The organism is SAR86 cluster bacterium (genome assembly GCA_023703575.1).
GTDB lineage: Bacteria > Pseudomonadota > Gammaproteobacteria > Magnimaribacterales > Magnimaribacteraceae > Magnimaribacter.
The window spans coordinates 832153-850583 of sequence record CP097969.1 but is presented as its reverse complement, the minus strand read 5'-3'; the positions used below and the strand labels follow the sequence as shown (position 1 = coordinate 850583).

At 35.3% G+C, this 18431-nt stretch carries 20 protein-coding genes and 1 tRNA gene; 16 read left to right on the top strand and 5 right to left on the bottom strand.

The window, feature by feature from the left end; translation table 11 throughout:
* Window positions 1-24: 24 nt before the first annotated feature.
* The 4 genes from M9C83_04305 to M9C83_04290 all read left to right on the top strand — a co-directional run bounded on the left by M9C83_04305 (window position 25) and on the right by M9C83_04290 (window position 1311).
* Window positions 25-116 (top strand) — tRNA-Ser (locus tag M9C83_04305).
* Window positions 117-142: 26 nt separating this feature from the next.
* On the top strand, window positions 143-445 hold the full coding sequence (locus M9C83_04300; protein URQ65882.1) for a VOC family protein: 303 nt from the start codon (window positions 143-145) through the stop codon (window positions 443-445).
* Window positions 438-1088 (top strand): hypothetical protein, encoded by a 651-nt coding sequence (locus M9C83_04295; protein ID URQ65881.1) that lies wholly within the window; start codon window positions 438-440, stop codon window positions 1086-1088. Before M9C83_04300 ends, M9C83_04295 begins: the two co-directional genes overlap by 8 nt.
* The gene (locus M9C83_04290) at window positions 1075-1311 is read left to right on the top strand and encodes a TIGR03643 family protein (GenBank protein ID URQ65880.1); all 237 of its coding nucleotides are present in this window, start codon (window positions 1075-1077) and stop codon (window positions 1309-1311) included. Before M9C83_04295 ends, M9C83_04290 begins: the two co-directional genes overlap by 14 nt.
* A gap of 8 nt (window positions 1312-1319) precedes the next feature.
* On the opposite strand, the gene M9C83_04285 is transcribed toward M9C83_04290, so the two are convergent.
* The gene (locus tag M9C83_04285; GenBank protein ID URQ65879.1) at window positions 1320-1745 is read right to left on the bottom strand and encodes a bacterioferritin; all 426 of its coding nucleotides are present in this window, start codon (window positions 1743-1745) and stop codon (window positions 1320-1322) included.
* Between the two features lie 199 nt (window positions 1746-1944).
* Here M9C83_04285 and M9C83_04280 point away from each other — a divergent pair, with 199 nt between their 5' ends.
* From M9C83_04280 to M9C83_04265, 4 genes are read left to right on the top strand one after another with little or no spacing between them, the layout of a single operon-like run.
* The gene (locus M9C83_04280) at window positions 1945-4098 is read left to right on the top strand and encodes a TonB-dependent receptor (GenBank protein ID URQ65878.1); all 2154 of its coding nucleotides are present in this window, start codon (window positions 1945-1947) and stop codon (window positions 4096-4098) included.
* Between the two features lie 24 nt (window positions 4099-4122).
* Window positions 4123-5232: an esterase family protein gene (locus M9C83_04275; GenBank protein ID URQ65877.1), complete on the top strand. Its 1110-nt coding sequence runs from the start codon at window positions 4123-4125 to the stop codon at window positions 5230-5232.
* Complete coding sequence (locus tag M9C83_04270; protein ID URQ65876.1) at window positions 5233-6381, top strand: beta-lactamase family protein; 1149 nt, start codon at window positions 5233-5235, stop codon at window positions 6379-6381.
* Window positions 6381-7562, top strand: coding sequence for a phytanoyl-CoA dioxygenase family protein (locus M9C83_04265; protein URQ65875.1), 1182 nt, complete (start codon window positions 6381-6383; stop codon window positions 7560-7562). Before M9C83_04270 ends, M9C83_04265 begins: the two co-directional genes overlap by 1 nt.
* Before the next feature lie 4 nt (window positions 7563-7566).
* Here M9C83_04265 and waaC read toward each other — a convergent pair whose 3' ends face one another.
* The 3 genes from waaC to M9C83_04250 are packed head-to-tail and all read right to left on the bottom strand — an operon-like array spanning window position 7567 to window position 9801.
* Window positions 7567-8490, bottom strand: a complete 924-nt coding sequence (waaC, locus tag M9C83_04260; GenBank protein URQ65874.1) for a lipopolysaccharide heptosyltransferase I — start codon at window positions 8488-8490, stop codon at window positions 7567-7569.
* A 38-nt stretch (window positions 8491-8528) separates the two neighbouring features.
* Window positions 8529-9155 carry a 2OG-Fe(II) oxygenase gene (locus M9C83_04255; GenBank protein ID URQ65873.1) on the bottom strand — a complete coding sequence of 209 codons (627 nt, stop codon included), beginning with the start codon at window positions 9153-9155 and terminating at the stop codon, window positions 8529-8531.
* On the bottom strand, window positions 9139-9801 hold the full coding sequence (locus tag M9C83_04250; protein URQ65872.1) for a DsbA family oxidoreductase: 663 nt from the start codon (window positions 9799-9801) through the stop codon (window positions 9139-9141). The genes M9C83_04255 and M9C83_04250 overlap by 17 nt, the downstream gene beginning before the upstream one ends.
* A 43-nt stretch (window positions 9802-9844) precedes the next feature.
* Here M9C83_04250 and M9C83_04245 point away from each other — a divergent pair, with 43 nt between their 5' ends.
* Window positions 9845-10426, top strand: coding sequence for a TIGR00730 family Rossman fold protein (locus M9C83_04245; protein URQ65871.1), 582 nt, complete (start codon window positions 9845-9847; stop codon window positions 10424-10426).
* A gap of 214 nt (window positions 10427-10640) precedes the next feature.
* On the opposite strand, the gene thpR is transcribed toward M9C83_04245, so the two are convergent.
* Window positions 10641-11186, bottom strand: a complete 546-nt coding sequence (gene thpR, locus M9C83_04240) for an RNA 2',3'-cyclic phosphodiesterase (protein ID URQ65870.1) — start codon at window positions 11184-11186, stop codon at window positions 10641-10643.
* A gap of 83 nt (window positions 11187-11269) precedes the next feature.
* Between thpR and trpS the strand changes: the two genes are divergently transcribed.
* The 7 genes from trpS (at window position 11270) to M9C83_04205 (ending at window position 18429) form a co-directional block, all read left to right on the top strand.
* Window positions 11270-12280 carry a tryptophan--tRNA ligase gene (gene trpS, locus M9C83_04235; protein URQ65869.1) on the top strand — a complete coding sequence of 337 codons (1011 nt, stop codon included), beginning with the start codon at window positions 11270-11272 and terminating at the stop codon, window positions 12278-12280.
* Window positions 12280-12846 (top strand): hypothetical protein, encoded by a 567-nt coding sequence (locus tag M9C83_04230; protein URQ65868.1) that lies wholly within the window; start codon window positions 12280-12282, stop codon window positions 12844-12846. Before trpS ends, M9C83_04230 begins: the two co-directional genes overlap by 1 nt.
* Complete coding sequence (locus tag M9C83_04225; GenBank protein URQ65867.1) at window positions 12839-14089, top strand: MFS transporter; 1251 nt, start codon at window positions 12839-12841, stop codon at window positions 14087-14089. The genes M9C83_04230 and M9C83_04225 overlap by 8 nt, the downstream gene beginning before the upstream one ends.
* 61 nt (window positions 14090-14150) lie before the next feature.
* Entirely contained in the window at window positions 14151-15044 is an 894-nt protein-coding gene (locus M9C83_04220; GenBank protein ID URQ65866.1) for an SDR family oxidoreductase, read from the top strand.
* Window positions 15045-15068: 24 nt separating this feature from the next.
* Window positions 15069-16505, top strand: a complete 1437-nt coding sequence (locus tag M9C83_04215; GenBank protein URQ65865.1) for a coniferyl aldehyde dehydrogenase — start codon at window positions 15069-15071, stop codon at window positions 16503-16505.
* A 27-nt stretch (window positions 16506-16532) separates the two neighbouring features.
* On the top strand, window positions 16533-17777 hold the full coding sequence (locus tag M9C83_04210) for a lipoprotein-releasing ABC transporter permease subunit (protein URQ65864.1): 1245 nt from the start codon (window positions 16533-16535) through the stop codon (window positions 17775-17777).
* A complete protein-coding gene (locus tag M9C83_04205; protein ID URQ65863.1) occupies window positions 17770-18429 on the top strand; it encodes an ABC transporter ATP-binding protein in 660 nt (219 codons plus the stop codon). Before M9C83_04210 ends, M9C83_04205 begins: the two co-directional genes overlap by 8 nt.
* Window positions 18430-18431 lie beyond the last annotated feature (2 nt).

The following is an 18431-nucleotide window of genomic DNA, read 5'->3' as shown; positions in this document are numbered from 1 at the left end:
GCTCCGGTTAGACAATGTTCTATAGGATAGTTGGCAGAGTCTGGTTGAATGCACCGGTCTTGAAAACCGGCAAGGGGTCAAACCCTTCGGGGGTTCGAATCCCTCACTATCCGCCATCAGCGCCCGTACTAGTAATATAAATATGGATAAAATACACCACTTAGCTATACAAGTAGAAGATATCGGCAAATCTGTGGATTGGTACAAGAAGAATTTTGATATTCAAGTTTCTTATCAAGACGAAACTTGGGCGATGATCGATTTTGAAAATACCAGTCTTGCATTGGTCATTCCAGAACAACATCCTTTTCATTTTGCTATTGAATTTGATGGGGCATCTTCCTATGGAGAATTAACAAAGCACCGAGATGGTACCGCTTCTGTTTACATTAGAGATATTGATGGAAATAATATTGAGATGATTAAACTCCCCGATAATGAATGATTTTGTTATTTTTGGTTCAACAGGTCTCACAGGCGGATATTTTCTTGATGAGGTAAAGAACAGAAACCTTAACTATCATTTATTTGTAAGAGAAGTTTCATCTGCTGAATCGATAGAGAATCAAACTCTATTTGATTCCGAAAATTTACCTGAGCTACCAAATGCCAAGTCTCTTGTAATATGTATTGGTTACCCTTTAGATTTTTTAGAGCTGATATATATGAAACTCAGTGTAAAAAAAGAATTTAAAAGAATAGATTTAGATCTAGTTACTGAGATCTGCAAAAAGGCTTCACATGCTGGTATTTCGAATGTTCTTATCATTTCAGCTGTTGGAGCAAATAGCTCTTCTCTAAATTACTATCTAAAAATTAAGGGTATGATGGAAGATGAAGTAAGAGCAATCGGCTTTGATTCAATTTTTTTTGCAAGACCAGGACATCTTTTAGGTCCTAGAGATAAAAGTAGGGTGGACGTCTTTGTTAGGCTCATTGAATTTTTTGGTAATCTCTTCTCACCATTTTATATAAGTATATTGAGGAAATACAAAAACATCCCTGCTCAAGTTGTTGCGCAGGATCTTCTTAATTCTTATGAATCTAATAAAAGCACCTCTGAAATAATTATTCATGAACAAAAGTGACATATCACGAATTATAGAAATGGCATGGGAAGATAGAACTCCATTTGAAGCAATTGAGGCAACTTACAATTTATCTGAAAAAGAAGTTAAAGATCTTATGAAAAAAGAGATGAAATATTCCTCATATAAACTTTGGAGGGCAAGGGTACATGGAAGGAAAACAAAGCATCTTTCAAAAAGGTCATTTGTATTTGGAAGACACAAGTCGCCTAATAAACGATAAATATGTATCTAACTAAAATCTTTGAGCATTTTTCTTAGTTCAAGTTGATGCTGTTCTTCCTCTCCTATTAAGCCTCTAGTATATTCTTCTAAATATACTGATTTACCCTCTACAATCGATAATAACTCTTTATAGAGGTTAAGAGCATGTAATTCGTGCCCAAGACTTTCTTCCAGGATACCTTGTATGGAATGATCATTCGTCTCCTCAATTTTTGCAATTTTTTGACTGGGATGTCCATCTAGACCAGTAAGTAATTCACCGGCCTGCTGAGCATGCATGAGCGATTCATTAGCTTGTTCTTTTAAAAACTCCACTATTGGCAATCTATAGGGTCCTGTTACCATTAAAGCAGAGTGGGTGTATCTGACAACTCCAGCTAATTCATATTCTATTATTTTGTTTAATATGGTATTAACTTCTTGTGTATTCATAACTTAAATTTAACAGAATATTTCTCTAAATTAGCCAATGGAAATGGTTTTGATTTTGATAATCATTCTGATTTAGCATAGTCAAATAATGCCTAAAGAAAAGGAAGGTAAAAGAATTAAATTTATAATCTTAATTTCTTGGTAATATCATATGAATTGTATTAAATTACTATTAAAGTTAACTAAAAAGGGGAGTTTTATGTTACATCTCAGATATTTTCCATTATTCATCTCGTTATTACTTACTGGACCAATTTACGCTGAAGACGTAGAAGAAATAGTTGTTACAGCACTGAAGAGAAGCTCTACAGTAGTAGATACACCTGCTGCAATCACAGCTATTAGTTCTACAGAAATAGAGGACAAGGGCATAACTAGTATGCATGATCTGAAACATTTAGTTCCCAGCATGAATTTTACTAATGTTCTGGGAGCTCAGAACATAACGATAAGAGGAATTGGACAGTTTAATGGTAACCCAGGTGTGTCGGTAAGCACTGATGGTATTTTTCAATCTAGGGCGCACTCATCACAGCTGGGTGAAATGGATCTTGAGAGGGTAGAAGTACTGAGAGGCCCACAAGGTACACTATATGGAAGAAATTCTATCGGAGGGGTTGTTAATCTCATAACAAAAAATCCTACTCAAGATATGGATGGCTATGTCAAATTAGGTTACGGAGAATATGATACTACTACTGCTGAGGCAGCCTTTGGTGGTGGAATTTCTGACAATACCAGTTTTAGATTGGTAGTACATGGAACTGAACAAGGTGAAGGTTTTTATGACTGTCTGAATGCCGGATGTGGTGAGCAAGGGTATACTGACAAGCAAGCATTTCGATTAAAAATAAAATCAGATTTAACCGATACAGTTTCTGCAGACCTTATGGTTGCATCTGTTGAGACAGAAGGTACGCCTGATCCCTATGGATGGTTAACGGATAATAGAGAACTGGCTGCGGCTTTTGGCTTCCCTCAAATTGCAGTTGAACCTATATCTTTAAAACCTCATGAAATCTATCAGACGCCTACTGCTCAGTCAGTAAATGGTACCAACATGACAGATAGGGAATATGATGTTTCTTCTTTGACTCTAAAGATTGACACTGAACTTGGTACATTAACTTCAATAACTGCAAAACAAGAATTTTATGATCAGTTTAATTTGGACAGAGATGGATCGGCCGGTGCTTATCTAGATACATTTGATATATCAGAGACTGAAACATTCACTCAAGAACTTAATTTCAATATTGAAAGGGATACCATGAGTCTTGTATTTGGTCTGTTTTATATGGATGATGAAACGTCAAGACATACTCATTTCGATAATCCTCAACCTATCCTAGGATTTCCTGTACCAAGTATGTTTGATTTTAAACATGACAAAATGGATACGGAATCAGAAGCATACTTTGCAGATGGTACATTCGATATCAATGATACAACTAGATTAAGTTTAGGAGTGAGAAGAACAACAGATGAATTCACTAGTAAACAAGATAATTTTATTTCTATCTTAATGCCTATGCCGGTTATAGCGGCTCAAACTTGTGATAGAGAAGTGGTTACAGAATATTCTTCAACAACTTCGAGAGCTGTTATACAACATGACTTATCTGCTGATAGCAATGTTTATGCATCTTTAAGTGAAGGCTTTAAGGCCGGAGGTTATGCTACATATGAATGCACAGATCCTTATGATCCTGAAGAAGTAACTTCTTTAGAATTTGGATTTAAAGGCTCTCTAGCGGAAAACACGAGTTTGAATGCTTCTTTATTTAGATATGACTATACAGATTTCCAAGTATTACAGGTTGTTGGAATACAAACGGTTACGAGAAATGCAGGAGATGCAACAGTTAATGGATTAGAAATAGAAGCTTTATCGAATGTTAGCGACTCTTTGACACTAAACTATGGAATTACTCTTTTAGATGCAACTTATGGAGAATTTGTTAATACAAATGGTATAGAGCCACAATTAGGAGAGCAACAATTAGAGGGTAATTATTTAACTAATGCACCTAAAGTTTCTATTAACTTGGGTTTTAACTATACAAGCGCTATGGCATCGGGTGCCTCACTTACTTACCGCGCAAATGCCGCCTATAAATCAAGAATTTATTTTTCAGAGTTTAATGAGTACTCACAGGATGCATATACTATTGTAGATTTAAATCTAATATGGGAAAGTGCCGATGAGACGATGAGGTCTAGATTCTTTATAAAGAATGCAACAGATGAGGAATATATATCTGGATATCTATCTTCTGCCACCGGTGGAGGCCGTTTTGGTCAATGGGGCTATCCACGAACTGCGGGAATTGAGATACAAAGAAATTTCTAGGTACTGTTACTTTATGATTCTTAAATGACTAGGAATTTTGTATCTATACTCATTTTATTATTAATCTCTTGTTCAGGTGAGCAAGAGATTAATAAAAAAGTCATCACTCAACTCCATGATGTTAAGTCAGAAATTCGTAATGAGATAGTTCCTGTTTCAGTTATTCTCCCACCTGGTTTTGAAGGGAATACACAGAATCTTCCTCTACTAATTAATCTTCATGGAGGTGGAGGAACTAGAGATAATCTTTTAAGACAAGCAGCTACTTATCAAGAAATGTTTGATGAAGGTATCTTGCCACCAATGGTAGTGGTTTCGTTTTCATCAGGAAGAATAAGTTACTATCATGGGACATGGGAAGCTTTTGTAACTGACGAACTACCATTATGGGCTTCAAGGATGTATGGAGTTTCCATAAAACCCGAGCATACTTTGATGACAGGTATTTCTATGGGGGGTTATGGAAGTTTAAAGATAGGTTTAAAAAATCCAGAACGTTTTAAGGCCATAGCTCCTATGGAACCGGCAATTATGCCAATATTGAATTTTCCTAAAGAACCACATAAAAGAAATTCTTGGTGGACTCCTTTGCAAATTTATGAAGATGTTTGGGGGAAGCCATTTGATCCTCAAAACTTCATGAAAGACAATCCTGCAAACATTGCAATAAATAATGCAGAAAGAATAAAGAAAAGTGGTTTAGATATTTATCTTGAAGTAGGTGATGAAGATTTTATACAACTTCACGATGGAGCCGAGTTTTTACATCGGGTCTTTTGGGATAATGATATTCGTCATGAATATCATTTAGTGCGTTGGGCAGATCATGTAGGATTAAGTATGAAAGAGCGCACTAAAGAGGCACATGCATTTTTAGCAGCATCTCTTTTGGGAGGTAAGTCAGAACCAATAGATCTTCCTTTAACACCAAAACAACTTGAATATGCTCAATCATTCTTCGGAGGAGATGAATTTATTACCAAGGACTCTAATACAATGCAGGAAGATCTCAGATTGGCACCTACTTTACATGCTGAATTATGGAAGCCACTTAAGAAATTAACTAAAAATGATCCAAATATGGAAAGAGCATATGGAAAATTACCAGATACAAAACTAAACGAGGAAAAATAAATGGAAATTCAAGGAAGATATGATGAAAAATTTGAATCAATTGTAGACTGTTATAAAAAACAATTTGAGCTTGGTCTTGATATAGGTTCATCTTTAGCACTTACCTATGAAGGTGAGATAGTCATTGATATATGGGCTGGTACTAGGGACAAATCTCAGTCGCTTCCATGGGAAGAGAATACTATCGTTAATGTTTTTTCCAGTACAAAAAATGCTACATCGCTTGCAGCTTATGTACTTGCTGATCAGGGAAAACTGGACTTCTCAACTCCGGTAGCAGAATATTGGCCAGAATTCGCTCAAAATGGAAAAGAGAATATTCTGGTGAGCCATATAATGAGCCATTCTTCAGGATTGCCAGGATGGGATGAGCCGGTTGCAGGACATGATCTTTATGACCCAGATAAAGTTGCTGCTTTATTTGAGACTCAAGAACCTTGGTGGGAACCTGGAAGTGCTGTTGGATATCATGCTATATCAGTAGGCAATCTAATGGGCGAAATTATAAAGAGAATTTCAGGAAAAACTGTTGGTAACTTCTTTAGGGAAGAGATAGCGGAACCTTTAAATATTGATTTTCATATTGGACTTGGAGATGAACATCACCAAAGGGTTGCAGAAATTCATCAAGCAGTTGAAACCAATCCAGAAGATTTATTTGAATTAGAAGAGGGCTCGGTAATGCAGAAAGTAATGACTAACGGAATTATTACTGCTCCTGATGCCAATACTTCAGAATGGCGTAGAGCAGAAATACCTGCAGCGGGAGGTCATGGTAACGGCAGGTCTATCGCTGAATCAATGGCTCTGATGGCTAACGGAGGCGCTTATAAAGGAAAAAGAATTTTTTCTGAAGACTTAATTAAATTCGCTCTAGAGGAGCAAGTGAGGGGAAATGATCTTGTACTTGTTGAGCCACTAAGATGGGGTATTGGTTTTGGCCTACCTATAGAAAATGTAAGTTGGATGGGATATCTTGAAGAAGGAGCCTGTTTTTGGGCAGGTTGGGGAGGCTCAATGTCTATTGCCGATACAAATAAGCATGTATCATTTGGTTATACCCCTTGTCTGATGGAAGAAGGCGCTTTAGGTGCCGATAGAAGTCAGAATTTAGTTCGTTCATTAAGCAACTTGATCTCTGAATTGTGATGGAAATTAAAGAATTTACAAAATCTTATATAGAAAAATCATCACCAGATGAAGATAGACTTTTTAAAGATTTTTTGGATTCGAAGGAACCTTATACTTCAATTTTTACAAATAATCCTTGGCTTAGACCGCCTGACTTTAAAAACCCTTTAAAATTTGATGGTCAATATTGGGATACTACAGTAGGACGAAAACATCCCTTTTGGAAGACAAAAAAACTTCCTTCGCCAACAAAAGAAATAAAACAAATTAGAAAAGATTTTAAGAAATGGGGATATGCACTTATCGAAGATGGTATGTCTCAAGATCAGTGTCGAATATTCATGGAGAGACTTCTTGAGCAAGCCGAAGGCGAAAAGTTAGCTGGCGTAAAAAGTATGACTCCCTCTGGGCAATATGTTCATACTCTTATAAACAAAGGTGAAGTATTTAGAAAATGTATCGAACAAGATACAGATGCAGTTCAAGCAGGAATTTTGATAGAGAAATTTCTCAATGAAACTTTAGGTGATGGATGGATATGTCATAGTTTTTTAGCCAATGGTGCCGAGAAAGGATTTTACCCACAAGTTTTGCATTTAGATCAAAGTCCTTTATCTCCGTGGATCACCGAAGATGCTCCTGCTCTCGTCAATACACTTTATATTCCTCAAGATGTAAATGAAGATAATGGGGGCACGTTAATAATCCCTGGTAGTCATAAAAATATAATTAAAGCAGGAAGTAATGGAAAGGTCGGCAAACTTAATCCTGCTATAAATCTAGAAGCAAAAGCAGGAACTATTATGCTGTTCGACGGAAGGTTACTTCATGGAACTGGAGTCAATAAAACAGACAAAATACGATTTGTTGCAGCAATGTCTAATGTTAAATCTTGGATGCGCTCTCAGGAAAATTGGATTATTTCTGTTGATCCAGAAATAATAAAGAGTGCTAGTCCTAAACTTTTGCATAGAATGGGAATGCAAGCTGCGACTTATGGCGGTACTATTGAGGGATTTGGAATGGGAGCTTCAGGTCGAATTAATGAATCCTTTGGAAGTATTAAGCATTTTAGAGAAGCTTTTGATGCGGGAGAATATATTCGAGTAGGTGAATTATCGCCTCATTCAAGTAAAAAAGATCTAAATAAAAAGTATACTCTTAAAGATGCTATTAAAGCAGCAAAATCATCTAATTAGACAATCAAATAAGATTAAGTTCTTTCAGTTCGGTTAAAACCTCACTAACCGATATATCCTCCATATCAGAGTTATTTGCTACCAAATGATTCTGGTTAATACCATATGTACCGATCAAACTAGTTTTGGTTGGTCCATAAAGAGTAAGTGAAGGCGTTTCTGTAATTGCAGATAGGTGTGCAAGTCCAGTATCAGAACATATTGCAAATGATGCTTGATCAACAAGATAAGCAATTTCATTCAATGGTAATAAATCTAAAGCCATTGCTTTTGATGATACATTGCATATTTCTTCAGCTCTTTGGAGTTCCATTTGATTGCCGGAAGGAAATATTAAACTCAGATCTTGTGGTAATTTTGTAATTAATTCTTTCCAATACTTAATAGGCCATTGCTTAGTTGGCCAACTTGCATTTTGAACACAAATAGCATAATTGCTAGGTAAGTCTATTTTAGATTTAAGAAAATTTGTTTTTTCTATACCATAATCATGCTTGGATAAATCTGATTCGTAATTTAAAGCGAAAGATAAAAGATTTTTTTGCCTTTCAATTGCATGTAATTTTTTTGAAATAGACGCCTTTTTTTTGTAAGCCAAATGTGCGGGAAATTCTCTGGAACTTTTCGCATCCATTCCGATCACAGATTTTTTACACAAGAGAGATATAAATGCACTTTTGAGATTATTTTGCATATCTATTATAAGATCATAGTCTTCATCATTAATGGTCTTAATAACTCTTTTTATTTCATCTCTAGATTGAGCAGAGAAGGGATTTACTTTCCATTGACGATGGTTCGTTTCAATAGTTTTATTGATAGCAGGGTGCCAGTTAGGCACTGAACTAAAATTTTTATCTACTACCCAATCGAAAATTATATTAGGAATTTGATCTTTTGCTTCTGTTATAGCAGGAAGGGCATGCATCAAGTCGCCCATGGAAGTAAGCTTAATAATTAGAACTTTCAGATTTTTTTCCTAGGAGTTAACTTCTTAAAAAAAGAGCTTACTGTGTGCCTTAAACTATGCGTCTTTAGGGCGTCTGGATATACGTAATTCAATTGAATGGAGAGCCTTTTACCTTCAAAGGGCTCAAAACCATGCCAACAATTCTCAGTAACTTTAAAAGCAACTAAATTACCGAAACTAGAAGAAATCTCTTTAATATAATTATTTAAATTATTGTTTTCATTTAATAATCTAAGGTTTCCAATATGACTATCCCAATTTAGGTTTAAGTAAAGCAAAACTGTAAGTATTTTTGTTTTTGAATCTGTATGTATTTGTCCATCCTTCAATCTTGAAAATCCTCTTAAAGTTGTAATTACTTGTGCGTCTGTGAGATCAACATTCAATTTATTCTCTAAGATATTTTTAAATTCTGTTCCCTCAAGCTCTGCAACCAGTTCTTTCAGAGGCCCTGCAACCAGATCATTCACAGGATAACTGCCTCCAGAAGTTATATTTGGAAAGTCGTCAATGATATGCTCAGGGTCTAGACTCTTGATAAATGCATTTTCAGTGTGAAAGAAAGGAAAAACCTCTTTTTCAACTATTGCAGCATTGATATTTTTTTTATCCAGAAACCTCATTTTGTTTTTCTTTGATCAGTATTTTATTAAGAAAAGAAACGAAGGTTTCGGGTTCTTGACCGCCCTGAATAATATATTTTTCATTGATGAAGTATGTTGGGACAGCCCCAATGCTTTTCTCAATAAAATTCATTTCCTCATCAGCTGTTTCTTGGCCACCCTCTTTTGAATCTAAAAATAATTGTATCATTTTGGAATCCATACCTGCCTTTGTGGCCACTTCCAAAAGTACTTCCTTAGATCCAATATCTTTACCTTCTGTGAAGTAACATTTAAAAAGAGCTTCCGAGAGCTCTGTTTGTATTCCGAATTCTCTAGCCTTCCATAAAAGTCTATGAGCATTGAAAGTATTTGGAATTCGTTCAGATTTAGAAAAATTAAAGTCAAATCCAAGAGATTTTCCTATTTTCTCAATTTGTTTATAAGGAGAGGCTTTACCTGACAAATCACCAAACCTTTGTTGCATATAAAGTTTTTTGTCATATCCGTTTTCAGGAATTTCAGGGTGAAGTTCATATGGTTTCCAGTTTATTTCAAACTCAACTTTAGGACTTAGTTGAGTCATTGCTTTTTGCAAATTTATGAAACCTATGACGCACCAAGGACAGACAACATCAGATACAATATCAATTCTTAACTTATCCATTCTCTCAATTATAAGTTATATAATTATTGTAAAGTAAGGAATTATGAAAAGTATCTGTATTTTTGCGGGTTCTGCAAAAGGAGTTAGGGAATCCTATTCTAAGAGAGCGAAAGATCTAGGTCTAGAAATAGCTAATCGAGAATTTTCTATGGTTTATGGTGGAGGAAGCAAAGGATTGATGGGAATTGTTGCTGATGCAGCTTTAGAAGGAGGTGCAACAGTCACAGGAGTAATAACTGAAAGACTACATGACGTAGAAGTGGGCCACAAAAATCTCACCTCTCTTGAAATTGTTCCATCAATGCATGATAGAAAAGCCAGAATGGCTGAGCTTTCGGATGCAATCATTTCTTTGCCTGGAGGAGTGGGCACATGGGAAGAATTTTTTGAGGCCTTAGCTTGGAATCAATTGGGCATTTATTCAAAACCAATAATTCTTTTCGATGTTGAAGGATATTATTCAAAGCTATTTGAATTCACCCAGTTCTCTGTTGAAGAAGGTTTCTTACCTGAAACTACACAAGAAGAGTTATTCGTATCAGATTCATTGAACGAAATATTTAACTTTATAAATTCTTTTGAAGAAAGAAATACTGATGATTGGTTTAAAAGACTAGGTAGATAAATATTTAAAAAAAATTTACTTGCATTAAGATTTAAATTTGTTAAATTTTTCGTCAGGACATATTTCGGAAAGAATTGGACCTCGAGACCCAAATCAGGAAGAAAATGGACAGAAGAAGAAGGGTGAAAAAGTTAACTTGGTTAACAAATTGTGAGCTGAAATGGGTATCGGCCACACAGTGAGAAACCCGCGCTGGGCCCTTCAACTTCGACTTCTAAAATTCAAAGCTTTTCAATAGTTGATAATTTGTTTTTCCTTCATCAAATTCGCTTTCATATACATCGAGCTTGTTTACGCGCGAGCTAATTTGAATCTCACCTAAATCTTCAAAGGAATATTGAGGTCTATCTTTATCTTTGAATCTACCTAAAGTTATATGAGGTCTATATGTTTTAAGTGAAGAACCAAACCCTATTCTTGTTACTACCTCATCAATTCTCTCAAATAGCTTATGAATTTGATTTGTAGGTTTTATAACCGCTACTAATAATTGACTATCCTCATTCGGAAAAAAATTTACATTAGTTATTTGAATTTGTAGATGGTTCATAAAGTTTATTTCAGTTAAACCTTGATACATCTCCTCAATCTGTTCGGGTTCCATAGAACCCACAAAATTGAGGGTCAAATGATGATCGCTGTTTTTTTGCCATGATATGTCAGCTTCACTTAAGACATTGTTTTTTAGATCTTTCTTAAGCTCAATTATCTGATCATTTAAGTCTTTATCTGGCGTAAGTGCCAAGAATATTCTAGCCATACCAAACAAGAATAATAATAAATGGAATACACTTATCAAGTATTTTATTATTAACTTGGGTTAGAATGTTTGTCGGAGATTAAGTGACAGTAAAACAAAAAGTTTTAACAGGAATTACAACAAGCGGCACGCCGCATTTAGGTAATCTAGTTGGTGCAATACTTCCTGCAATTGAAGCAAGTAAAGGTAATGACACTTCTTCTTTTTTGTTTTTAGCAGATTATCATTCATTGATAAAAAACTCAGATTCTAAGCTCACTCATGAATCAAGTTTTGAAATAGCTGCATGTTGGCTGGCTTGTGGACTCGATCCAAAAAAAGTGACCTTTTATCGTCAATCTGATATTCCTCATATATTTGAATTAGCTTGGATACTTGGCTGTTTAACATCAAAAGGACTCTTAAACAGGGCTCATGCTTATAAAGCAGCCGTATCAGATAATGAAATGAGTGGAGCAAAGGATGTGGATAAAGGAATAACCATGGGTTTATTTAATTATCCTATTTTGATGGCCGCAGATATATTGATGTTCGGTGCAGACATAGTACCGGTTGGACAAGACCAGAAACAGCACATTGAAATGACTAGGGACATAGCACTCAGGTTCAATCATCACTACGGAGACTTATTAACACCTCCTGAAGCAAAGATAAGTAAACTTACTGGAGTATTACCTGGAATAGATGGCAGAAAGATGAGTAAGTCATATAACAATACGATTCCAATTTTTTCTGATGAAGGTTCCTTGAAAAAGACGATTATGAAGATCAAGACTAATTCTCTTGAACCAGGAGTTCCAAAAGATATTACAGATTGTAATATTTTTGCGATCTTTAAAGCTATCGCGAAAGAAAACGATGTAAAGAGCTTTCAGCAAATGTACGAGGAAGGCATTGGCTGGGGAGATGCAAAGACGTATCTTTTTGATAACCTTTCTTTATTTTTGTCTTCTTATAAAAAAGAATATCTAAAGATAATAAAAGATAGAGATTATGTTGAGTCTGTTTTAAAAGAAGGAGCCAATAAAGCATTGGAGGTCTCAACACCACTCATAGAGGATATAAGGAATTCTGTAGGTATTAGAGGGTTTTAATGGACACTCTGAAAGTATCATCTTTAAGTGAAAATTTTAAGTTAGTTAAGGAACAGCATTTCAACATTCGTCTGCATGACCATGGACTTCTAAGACTGATCCCTTTATCAGTAGATCCTGAATTATTTAAAATGACAAACAAATTTTTTTTTCATACTTTGGTTAATTCGCAAGCCTACCAAGAAATGTTTTTTGATCATTTCAGTCAAAGGAGTGTTGATAAACATGGTCCATTTTTATTGAATAGCATCAAAGACGATGACTTTACAAGTATTACAAATTCTCATTTAAGAGAGGAGATTATTCAGGTAGTAAGTACTCCAAAATGGTCTTGCCCTCCAATTGGTAAAAAAGAACTTACTAATGTAAAAAAATTATTGGATACAATAATTAATAATGAGTCTGAACCATATTTTTTAAAGAAATGTCTGACTTTCAATTCTTCATCTCAAGAAGCTTCTGTTTATGAGCATGAATGGTCGCATAGCCTTACAAGTTATTATGAGTATGTCCTCAAAGACGTTATCAATAAAAAGATTTTTTTACTCATAATTACGTATGAGTAAAGTGCTTGAAAAGCTGCCTAAAACTATTTGGATTCTTGCTGCAGGTTTGCTTTGCGTTGGAGCAGGACAATCTATAGTCTTTATTACTATTCCTCCAATTGCACGAGATCTTGGTTTAAATGAAATTCAAATAGGTTCAATTTTTGCCACTTCAGCATTAGCTTGGATGATTCTAAGTCCTATATGGGGATCATTAAGCGATTCTATTGGACGAAAAAAAATAGTTATCGTTGGTCTTTCAGGTTTTGCAATTTCTTTGATACTTTTTAGTTTTACAATCTCACTAGGACAAAGCGGCTTGTTGACAGGTACTTTTTTATTTATTTTGTTGGTTTCTGCGAGACTACTGAATGGTATCTTCGGGAGCGCAACCAGACCCTCATCTGGAGGATGGGTAGCTGATATAAGCTCTATTGAAGTAAGAAGTAGAGCATTTGCTAGACTTGATTCAGGATTTTCAATGGGTAGGATACTAGGTCCTGCGGTAGCAGGTTTACTTTTATTAATATCTTATACTGCTCCGTTCTTCTTTTTTGCTATGGGTGCGTTCATAGTAATTATTTTTGTTTCCTTACAAAAAACTCCCCCAATGATTATCCAAGAGAAAAAGGTCAAAAAGCTCACTTTGTTTGATGCCAGAGTCTGGCCCTTTTTAATTATATCAGCAGGATTTGGTATATCTAATGCTGCCTTAGTACAAACTTCTTCATTTTTTTTCCAAGACGTCATAACTCCCTCTTCAGAGAACTATATAGCTCTTGCTAGCATTGGTTTTATGCTTTCGGCATTAGGCGTATTAAATGGGCAATTGGTTATAGCAGATAGACTTCAAACCTCACCTGGATCTTTAGTAAGATTAGGTGTTATCCTTAATTTTTTTGCTCTTTTGGGGTATGCATATAGCTCTACATTAGTGGAAGTATATATTTGTCTATTTTTTTATGGTCTTGGAGGAGGCATGTTGGGACCGGGTATATCATCTTCTTTATCATTATCTGTAGGCAAAGAATATCAAGGAATAGCAGGAGGTTTTTTAGGAATGGTGATTCCAATTGGACACGTTATTTCTCCATTAATTTCTATGCCTCTTTATATGCTTAATCCATCTTTACCTTACCTTTTAGGTGCCGCATTAATGTTCTTAGCTAGCATCTTTATTTTTTTTAATAAACGCCACAAATGGATAAGAGATAAAAATTACAAGGAAGACAGAAATTTGGAAGTATTTGAAAACTCCCAATAAACCCCAATAGGGCTAATTGTCTAATATTTGTTATAGTGTATTTATTAAATGAGGAGAGTTAATGTTTAAAGAAGACTTACTAAAGGGAAAGAGAATATTGGTTACTGGGGGTGGTTCTGGATTGGGTAAGGAAATGTCTAGATATTTCTTAAAATACGGTGCCGAAGTTCTTATATGCGGAAGAAGAGTAGGAGTATTAGAAGACACTGCAAAAGAATTAATGGATGAAAATGGTGGTAGTGTTAAGTGTTACGGTTTAGATATTAGGGGAGCTCAGGATGTAGATAACACTATAAATGATATTTTTGAAGAAGGACCAATTCATGGATTGGTAAATAATGCTGCAGGGAATTTTATTTCAAGAACACAAGACCTTTCACATAGAGGTTTTGATGCTATAGCTAGTATTGTATTTCACGGGACTTTCTATGTTACTCACTCAGTAGGAAGAAGGTGGCTTGAACTGGGTATGGGCGGAAATATCATTTCTATACTTGCAACATGGGTTTGGACCGGTTCAGCCTTTACAGTTCCATCAGCAATGTCAAAAAGTGGTATCCATGCAATGACTCAATCATTAGCTACTGAATGGGGGAAGACAGGAATAAGAATAAATGCGATCGCTCCTGGTCCATTTCCGACTGAAGGAGCTTGGGCAAGACTTTCTCCAGGTCAAAGTCCTGAGGAAGCTTCATCTGATTCAAGTGGAAGTTATAGTCAAAATCCGATGGGGAGAGTCGGTGAGATGGAAGAATTAGGGAACCTTGCTACCTTTTTGATGTCTGATGGTTGTAACTACCTCAACGGACAAACAATTGCTATAGATGGAGCAGAATATTTGACTGGAGGAACCTTTTATAGAGCTTTGGCATCTATGAAAGATGAAGATTGGGAAGCAATAAGAGATAGTATTAAAAAAACTAATGAGAAAGATAAGGCTAAAAGGTCTGTCTAAGTAAAACAAAAGAAGGGAGAAATTATGAGTACTGAAACAATCAACGAAATGCATCGTGTTTTGGAGTTGCAAAAAAGCTTAAATATTAAAGAGGGTGCACCAGAAATAAACTTAAGAAAAGATCGTCTTGATAGAGTCATTGCTATGGTTAATAAATATGACAAACAGATTATAGAAACTGTTAATCAAGATTTTGGTAATAGAGATTCTATGATGTCAGCAGTTACAGAAGTTGCTTCAGTTGTTGGTCCCATGGAGCATGCCAAAAAGAACTTAAAGAAATGGATGCGCACAGAAAAAAGAAAAGCTGCAATTGCTCCTTTGGGATCTGCACTTTCTTTGTTAGGCGCTAAAGCTGAAGTTAGATATCAGCCCAAAGGTGTCGTTGGGGCTATCAGTCCCTGGAATTTCCCAATGAATCTTGCTCTTGCTCCACTTGCAGGAATTATTGCTGCTGGTAATCGAGTCATGCATAAACCTTCAGAATTAACACCTGCTACTTCAGATCTTCTAAAATTGATGGTTGAAGAGTACTTTGATGAAGCTGAAATGGCAGTATTTGTGGGAGATGCTGAAGTAGGAGCGGCGTTTAGTGGTCTAGCTTTTGATCATTTGATCTTTACCGGAGGGACGTCCATAGCAAAACATGTTATGAAGGCCGCCTCTGAAAATTTAGTACCTCTAACATTAGAGCTAGGAGGAAAGTCGCCAGTAGTTGTAGGTAAAGATGCAAAAATTAAAGATACAGCACAAAGAGTCATGCAAGGTAAGACAATGAATGCAGGGCAAATATGCTTAGCTCCAGATTACGCATTAGTACCAGAAGGAAAAGTAGATGAATTTGTCAAAGCTAGTGTAGAAGTTACTTCGGAGATGTTCCCTGAAATGAAAGATAATGATGACTTTACATCTATAATAAATCAACGTCATTACGACAGGATTCAAGGATATTTAGATGATGCTAAAGAAAAAGGAGCAGATATTGTTGAAATAAATCCTTCCAATGAAGATTTTTCTCAACAACCTCATCATAAAATCCCTCCAACTTTAGTTTTGAATCCCTCTGAGGATATGAAAATTATGCAAGAAGAGATATTTGGTCCTGTACTGCCTATCAAAACTTATAATGATGTATCAGAACCTGTGGAATATATTAATAGTAAAGATAGACCATTAGGTTTGTACTATTTCGGAAACGATGATACTGAAAAAGATTATGTCTTAGATAATACAACTTCTGGAGGGGTTACAGTCAATGATGTTATTTCTCACATTCAAATGGAAGATCTTCCATTTGGTGGAGTTGGTCCGAGCGGTATGGGGTCTTATCATGGATATGATGGTTTCAAAGAATTTAGTCATGCTAAAGCTGTATATAAGCAAACTAAGTTTAATTTGATGAAATTAGCTGGACTAGTACCACCTTACAAAAAGAAGGAAGAAAAGACTAAAACGGCATAAAGTTTCCAAAACTGATATAGGATTCTTGTGAAAAATATATCTTTATATTTGGCATTAAAGTATTTTCGGTCCAGAAAAAATGGATTCGTTTCTTTCCATTCTGGTATGGCAATCATCGGGATAACTATTGGTGTGCTGGTTCTTATTATAGTGACGTCAGTCATGAATGGTTTCCAGAAAGAACTCAAAGAAAGAATTTTAGAAACTATCCCTCATGCCTCTATCATTGGAAATATCCAAATAAAGGAATATGATTCCATAGAGAAAATTGTTTATGAGAATTCTCAGGTTATTGGCGTTGCTCCTTATATTGAAACTCAGGGTTTATTGAGTTCTGGATCCTCTCTCAAAGGTGTCTATATTTATGGTGTAATACCTAAATATGAGAATACAGTATCCTCTATTGGTGACCACATTGTAGATGGTTCTTTGCAGACTCTTGAAGAAGATAAATATAATCTGGTCATTGGAGATATCTTAGCTTACCAACTAAACATTGAAGTAGGAGATTATGTCAACGTTCTCGTTCCCGATACTGGATTGGGATTAGCAGGTATATTTCCACGCACAAAGAAATTTAAAGTTAGTGCAATTTTTAGTATTGGTTCACCAGAATTAGATCAAAGTTTTGCTTATATGAGTATTGCTAATGCATCAAAGTTATTGAGGATGAACCACTCAATGACTGGAATAAGGATAAAATATCAAGATCTTTTTAGTTCGACTAATCAAATAAGATTTGATGCAGCAAATATTAGAAAAACTTCTAATAAAGAAATAATGACTAGTACTTGGCAGCAAAACTATGGAACTCTATTTGAAGCTATACAAAATGAGAGATTTTTAGTTTCCTTAATGTTATTCATGCTTATTTTGCTATCTGCTTATAATTTGATGTCAATGCTGGTTATGACAGTTAATCAAAAGAAATCTCAGATCGCCATTTTAATGACTATGGGTGCAACTTCTAAAACTATTAGAAATATCTTTTTTCTCTTTGGAGGCCTAGTTGGCTCTTTCGGAATTTTATTAGGTTGTTTTGCAGGATTAATTATTTCAATAAATTTCGGCTCAATAATTAATTTTTTGGAAATCTTGTTTAACACACAATTTTTAAAAGTATATTTTATTGATTATTTCCCCATAGATATTAGATTTGAATGGGTTTCCACAATTTGTGTTATCTCATTTATTTCCTGCATTTTATTCACCATATATCCTGCGAGATTAGCTTCCAGAGTCGATCCAGTAGAAATATTAAATAATGAATAAAGAGATTATTAGTATTAAGGGTATAGATAAATCCTACGGAGAAGATGACAAACTTCTGCAGGTTTTTAAAAATTTTTCATTAAGTCTTCATGAAGGCGAGACTATTGGATTAGTTGGCGCTTCTGGATCAGGCAAGTCAACACTTCTGCATATGATATGTGGACTAGATAATCCGGATTCAGGTTCTGTAAAGATAAAAGGTATAGATATTACAGAACTAACCTACGATGAAAGATCTCAACTTAGAAATAAGGAAATTGGATTTGTTTATCAATTCCATCACTTGTTGCCAGATTTGACAGCATTGGAAAATATTGCGTTACCGGCATTACTAGCAGGAACTAACCATACTGAAGCTATGGAAAATTCTTTACAACTTCTGGAACAAGTGAATCTATTTGGTAAAGAAAACAATACTCCAAATGAGTTGTCGGGAGGCGAAAGACAGAGAGTTGCCATAGCAAGAGCTATGTCCAATAACCCATCATGTTTAATTATGGATGAACCGACTGGAAATTTAGATACAAAGAATGTTGAAAATTTTATGACTCTTCTAACGAACATGGTTTCCATAAGAAACGTAACTCTATTAATAGCTACTCATGACACAAAGGTCTCTAGTCGACTGAATAGATTGTTAAGTTTAGAATAAAG